The 6,231-nt window shown below is 71.8% G+C and carries 3 protein-coding genes and 1 pseudogene; 3 read left to right on the top strand and 1 reads right to left on the bottom strand.

Annotated elements, in window-relative coordinates:
• Positions 1-611 precede the first annotated feature (611 nt).
• On the top strand, positions 612-1,973 hold the full coding sequence (glnA, locus tag ACFXB5_RS51910; protein WP_201857031.1) for a type I glutamate--ammonia ligase: 1,362 nt from the start codon (positions 612-614) through the stop codon (positions 1,971-1,973).
• Between the two features lie 148 nt (positions 1,974-2,121).
• Here glnA and ACFXB5_RS51915 read toward each other — a convergent pair whose 3' ends face one another.
• The gene (locus ACFXB5_RS51915) at positions 2,122-2,577 is read right to left on the bottom strand and encodes a VOC family protein (protein ID WP_385222680.1); all 456 of its coding nucleotides are present in this window, start codon (positions 2,575-2,577) and stop codon (positions 2,122-2,124) included.
• A gap of 165 nt (positions 2,578-2,742) precedes the next feature.
• Between ACFXB5_RS51915 and ACFXB5_RS51920 the strand changes: the two genes are divergently transcribed.
• Positions 2,743-3,369 carry a maleylpyruvate isomerase family mycothiol-dependent enzyme gene (locus ACFXB5_RS51920; protein ID WP_385222683.1) on the top strand — a complete coding sequence of 209 codons (627 nt, stop codon included), beginning with the start codon at positions 2,743-2,745 and terminating at the stop codon, positions 3,367-3,369.
• Between the two features lie 119 nt (positions 3,370-3,488).
• Positions 3,489-6,170, top strand: a pseudogene (locus ACFXB5_RS51925) (bifunctional [glutamine synthetase] adenylyltransferase/[glutamine synthetase]-adenylyl-L-tyrosine phosphorylase); the annotation flags it as partial.
• Positions 6,171-6,231 lie beyond the last annotated feature (61 nt).

Genomic DNA, 6,231 nt, shown 5'->3' on the forward strand with positions numbered 1-6,231 from the left:
CGCCCCAGCGCGCGCCCGAGCCCGCAGCGGCCGCGGGGTGCGCGCCTCAGGCCCCCCCCGGCGGCCCGCCGCGGGCCCGCGACGCCGGCACCGCGCCCCCAGCTACCGCTGGGAGGTGCCCCCGGCCGCGTTGTCGGGATCGCCCAAGTAAGCCCTCCCCGGGACTTCGTCCGGGCGGTGCCCCCTCGAGGACGACCCTCCGCCTTGCGATGCTCCCCCAGCTGCCGCTGGGAGGTGCCCCCTGCACCAGACGCCGCGGGCCCCGCGGCGTCAGCCCCTGATGTCACAGCCGCGAAGATCCACCGGACAGGGCCTCGGTGCATCGCCGCCTCCATCTGACCGTTCAGATCATCATCTGACCGTTTGATCATCGTGATATTCGGCACCCTACCCCCAAGGGGTATGGAGCCCCGGCAGGCGCCACGGAGGGGGCGGAACGGCCGGGTCCGGGACCGGCCGGGTGAAAGTACGATGCACCCATCGTGGTGAAGTGAGGGGAGACCGGGGCGACCGGACGAAACCTCCGTGAAATCCCGCCGCGTGATACTGGGGTTGCGGAAGGTGCCCCGCGCCCGCACAAAGAGCCGTTTGACCTGCAAGGATTGGGGACCATGGATAAGCAGCAGGAGTTCGTGCTCCGTACGCTCGAAGAGCGCGACATCCGGTTTGTGCGGCTCTGGTTCACCGATGTGCTCGGCTTCCTGAAGTCCGTGGCCGTCGCGCCGGCCGAGCTCGAGGGTGCCTTCGACGAGGGCATCGGATTCGACGGCTCCGCGATCGAGGGCTTCGCCCGGGTCTATGAGTCCGACATGATCGCCAAGCCGGACCCCGGGACGTTCCAGATCCTGCCCTGGCGCGCCGAGGCGCCCGGGACCGCTCGGATGTTCTGCGACATCCTGATGCCGGACGGCTCACCGTCCTTCGCCGACCCCCGCTTCGTCCTCAAGCGCATCCTCGCCAAGACCTCCGACCTCGGGTTCACCTTCTACACCCACCCCGAGATCGAGTTCTTCCTGCTCAACCAGAAGCCGGTGGACGGCAGCCGCCCGGTGCCCGCCGACTCCTCGGGCTACTTCGACCACACCCCGCAGAACATCGGCATGGACTTCCGCCGCCAGGCGATCACCATGCTGGAATCGATGGGCATCTCGGTCGAGTTCTCCCACCACGAGGGCGCCCCCGGCCAGCAGGAGATCGATCTGCGCTACGCCGACGCGCTCTCCACCGCCGACAACATCATGACCTTCCGCCTGGTCATGAAGCAGGTCGCGCTGGAGCAGGGCGTACAGGCCACTTTCATGCCGAAGCCCTTCTCGGAGTTCCCCGGCTCGGGCATGCACACCCACCTCTCCCTCTTCGAGGGCGACCGCAACGCCTTCTACGAGTCCGGCTCCGAGTTCCAGCTCTCCAAGGTGGGCCGCTCCTTCATCGCGGGTCTGCTGCGCCACGCCGGGGAGATCTCCGCCGTCACCAACCAGTGGGTCAACTCCTACAAGCGCATCTGGGGCGGCTCCAAGCGCACCGCCGGCGCGGGCGGCGAGGCCCCCTCGTACATCTGCTGGGGCCACAACAACCGCTCCGCCCTCGTCCGCGTCCCCCTCTACAAGCCCGGCAAGACCGGCTCCACCCGCGTCGAGGTCCGCTCCCTGGACACCGGCGCCAACCCCTACCTGGCCTACGCGGTCCTCCTCGCCGCCGGCCTCAAGGGCATCGAGGGCGGCTACGAACTCCCGGCCGGCGCCGACGACGACGTCTGGGCCCTCTCCGACGCCGAACGCCGCTCCCTCGGCATCGAGCCCCTCCCGCAGAACCTGGGCGAGGCGATCGACCTCATGGAGCGCAGCGAACTGGTCGCCGAGACGCTCGGGGAGCATGTCTTCGACTTCTTCCTGCGCAACAAGAAGCAGGAGTGGGAGGAGTACCGCTCCGAGGTGACGCCGTTCGAACTGCGCAAGAACCTCCCGGTGCTGTAGCCGCAGGTCAGAGCGGTAGTCCTGCCGCAGTGACGTTCCGGGCCGACGGTGGTGAACCGTCGGCCCGGAGCCGTTTTGCCGAACCTGGGCCGTCCGTGGGCCGTCAGACGCTGAACGAGTGGCTGTGACCAGCACCGGCGCAACGGCCTCAGACGACGTCGAATTCGTTGCCCTCGGGGTCCTGCATGGCGGCGGCGTAGAGCCCCATGTCCGGCTCATCCTTGATCCGCAGCACGGTGGCACCAGCTTTGACCAGCCGTTCCACCGTAGCCTTGACCCGCTGTGTGCGGACGTCCAGTGGGACGTCACGGCTCCCACCGACCTTCAGGTCGAAGTGCCACCGGTTTTTGTCGACCTTCGGCTCCGGAACCTGCTGGAACCACACCCTTGGTCCACGTCCCACGGGATCGATGATCGACTCTGGGATATCCCCGGCACCGGCCGGCAACTCTGCCTCGGGCACCCCCACTGCCGCCCAGTAATCACGCCACGTAGCGTGCCCGCCCGGCGGAGGCTCAGGCACGTAGCCCAGGGCCTCGGCCCAGAAAGTCACCATTCTCTGCGGATCGGAACAGTCGATCGTCAGCTGCATTGTCATCTCCACGCTCGGAGCATCCCAGGCAGGTCTGACAGCGATCTTCTTTCATGACATTTGCGCATACGCGCTAGTATCTGTGACCTGCTCCCCCTGGTTCCATAAGCATCGCTTCTGGCTGTGAGAAGCATGAGCTCTTGGACTTATGGCGGGGCTGCCGAAACCCTTGAGCTCATGGACCTCGTGGACATCAGAAGAGCGATCGCGGCCGAACGCCGGGAGCTTGCGGGGGTGTTGGACGGGCTGACGGAGGAGCAGTGGGAGGCGGCCAGTCTGTGTGCGGGGTGGCGGGTGCGGGAGGTGGCGGCGCATATGTCGATGGGGTTCCGGTATCCGCTGCCCGCGGTGGTGTGGGAACTGGTCAAGGCGCGTGGCAGCCTCCACCGGATGACCGATCGGCTCGCCCGTAAGGATGCGGCCGCCGCCTCGACCGGGGAACTCGCCGCGTACCTCCGGGACCACGCCGACCACCCCTGGAAGCCGCCGGTGGGCGGGGTCGAGGCGGCGCTCGGCCACGATGTGATCCACGGTCTGGACATCACCGTCGCGCTCGGGCTCGACCGCCGGGTGCCCGAGGACCGGCTGCGCGTGTCGCTGGGGACGGTCAACCCCAGGGGGCTGAAGTTCTTCGGGGCCGACCTCGACGGGGTCCGGCTCCGCGCCGACGATCTGGACTGGTCGTACGGCAGCGGGGCCGAGCTGACCGGGGCCGCTCAGGAGCTGCTTCTGGTCGCCTACGGCCGCCGGCTTCCACCGGGGCATCTTCGCGGCGAGCCGCGGGGCCGTTTCGTCGGCGCCTGACCCCGCCCGGACCTGCCGCTTCGCGCTCGGGGTCGCTTAGGCTCGTCAGCGGCGCCTTTGATCACGGGTGTGCGCGTGGTCGAGCGGCGCGGAGTCGACCAGGGACGGGAGGCGGCGGGATGGCCGTACCGCAGGGACGCAGGAGCAGCAATATCACCCGGCTGCTGCGGCACGGTTTCACCGACGCCTCGGCCGCGCAGCGGCTGCTGGACGCGCCCGAGCTGGCCGCGGTGCGGAGCGACTCGGTGCTGCTGGAGGCGCTCGGCGCGACCGCCGACCCCGATCTGGCGCTGCTCGGGCTCGTACGGCTCGTCGAGGCGCTGCCCGAGGAGGACGCGGAGGAGAAGGAGGACGGCGGGCAGCGGGCCGGTTCGCGGCAGGCGCTGCTGGACACCCTCGTCACCGCCAAACCGCTGCGCGACCGGCTGCTCGGGGTGCTCGGCGCCTCCGAGGCGCTGGGCGACCACCTCGCCCGCCACCCGGGCGACTGGCACGCCCTGGTGACCTATGAGGCGGCCGATCTGCACCCCGCCACCCCCGAGTTCGAGCGGGCCCTGGCCGAGGGGGTATGGGGCGCGCCCGGGGCGGGGATGCCCCGGCCCGACGCGCTGCGCGTCGCCTACCGCCGGGCGCTGCTGGCCATCGCCGCCCGCGATGTGTGCGGCACCACTGACATCACCCAGACGGCCGCCGAGCTGGCCGACCTGGCGACCGCCACGGTGCGGGCCGCGCTGGAGATCGCGGCCGAGGAGCAGCCGCAGGACGCCGCCGCCTGCCGGCTGGCCGTGATCGGCATGGGCAAATGCGGCGGCCGCGAGCTCAATTACGTCTCCGATGTGGACGTGATCTTCGTGGCGGAGGCCGTCGAGGGCGTCGAGGAGGGCGAGGCGGTGCGGGCCGCCACCCGGCTCGCCTCCCGGCTGATGCGCGTCTGCTCCGACGTCACCGTCGAGGGCACCATCTGGCCCGTCGACGCCAACCTCCGCCCCGAGGGGCGCAACGGCCCGCTGGTGCGCACCCTCTCCAGCCATCTGGCGTACTACCAGCGCTGGGCCAAGACCTGGGAGTTCCAGGCGCTGCTGAAGGCACGTCCGGTGGCGGGCGACGCCGCGCTCGGCCAGGCGTACGTGGACGCCCTCGCGCCCATGGTCTGGCAGGCCGTCGAGCGCGACAACTTCATCCCCGACGTGCAGCAGATGCGCCGCCGCGTGGTCGAGAACATCCCCGTGTCCGAGGTCGACCGCGAGCTCAAACTGGGCCCCGGCGGCTTGCGCGACGTCGAGTTCGCCGTCCAGCTGCTGCAGTTGGTGCACGGGCGGTCCGACGAGTCGCTGCGCAGCGGTACGACGCTGGACGCGCTCGCGGCCCTGGCCGCCAGCGGCTATGTGGGGCGCACCGATGCCGCCGCGCTGGACGCCGCGTACCGCTTCCTGCGCACCATGGAGCACCGCCTCCAGCTCTACCGGCTGCGCCGCACCCATCTGATGCCCGAGGGCGAGGCCGACCAGCGCCGCCTCGGCCGGTCGCTGGGGTTCCGCACCGAGCCGGTGACCGAGCTGGGCACCGCCTGGCGGCGGCACGCCCGCGAGGTACGGAGGCTGCACGAGAAGCTCTTCTACCGGCCGCTGCTGGACGCCGTCGCCCAGCTCCAGCCCGGCGAGATCCGGCTCAGCTCCGAGGCCGCCGGTCAGCGGCTCACCGCCCTGGGGTACGCGGACCCGGCCGATGCGCTGCGCCATCTGGAGGCCCTTGCGTCCGGTGTGACCCGTAAGGCGGCGATCCAGCGGACGTTGCTGCCCGTGCTGCTGGGCTGGTTCGCCGACTCCGCCGACCCGGACGCCGGGCTGCTGGGCTTCCGCAAGGTCTCGGACGCGCTGGGCAAGACGCCCTGGTACCTGCGGCTGCTGCGCGACGAGGGCGCCGCCGCCGAGAACCTGGCCCGGGTGCTCTCCGCCGGGCGGCTCGCCCCCGATCTGCTGCTGCGCGCCCCCGAGGCGGTCGCCCTGCTCGGCGACCCGGAGGGGCTGCGCCCGCGCGGCCGGGCCCATCTGGAGCAGGAGGTGCTGGCCGCGGTCGGCCGCGCCGAAGGCGCCGAACAGGCGGTCGCGGCGGCGCGCGGGGTGCGGCGGCGCGAGATGTTCCGTACGGCGGCCGCGGACATCATCGAGAGCGCCCGGCTGGCCAACGGCGAGGTGCGCCCGACCGTGAGCTGGCCGCCGTCGGGCGATCAGACGCCGGGCCGGGCCACCGGGGCGGCCGCCCCCGCACCGGCCAAGGCGCCCGAGGTCCCCAGCGCCCTGCGGGCCTCCGAGCCCCACGTCCCGGCCCGGCCCGCCGCCCCCGCCGCCGAACCGCCCGTGGACGACGGCGTGCTGATCGACATGGTCGGCGACGCCCTCTCCGATCTGAACGCCGCGACCCTCGCCGGGGCCCTGCGCGCCGCCGTCCGCGACACCTGGGGCGATGAACTGCCCACCCGCTTCGCCGTCATCGGCCTCGGCCGCTTCGGCGGCCATGAGCTCAGCTACGGCTCGGACGCCGATGTGCTCTTCGTCCACGAGCCGCGCGAGGGCGCCGACGACCAGGAGGCCGCCCGCGCCGCCTTCGCCGTGGCCAACGAGATGCGACGGCTGCTCCAGCTCCCCACCGTGGACCCGCCCCTGCTCATCGACGCCGATCTGCGCCCCGAGGGCAAGTCAGGGCCGCTGGTGCGCACCCTCTCCTCGTACGCCGCCTACTACCGCCGCTGGTCACTGGTCTGGGAGAGCCAGGCACTGCTGCGGGGCGGGCGCCGGGGGGGGGGGCCCCCGGGCGGGCGGCCGGGGGTGGCGGTGTGAGAGACGCCGCGGGGGTCGGGCGCGC

It is taken from the genome of Streptomyces sp. NPDC059455 (genome assembly GCF_042750115.1).
GTDB lineage: Bacteria > Actinomycetota > Actinomycetes > Streptomycetales > Streptomycetaceae > Streptomyces > Streptomyces endocoffeicus.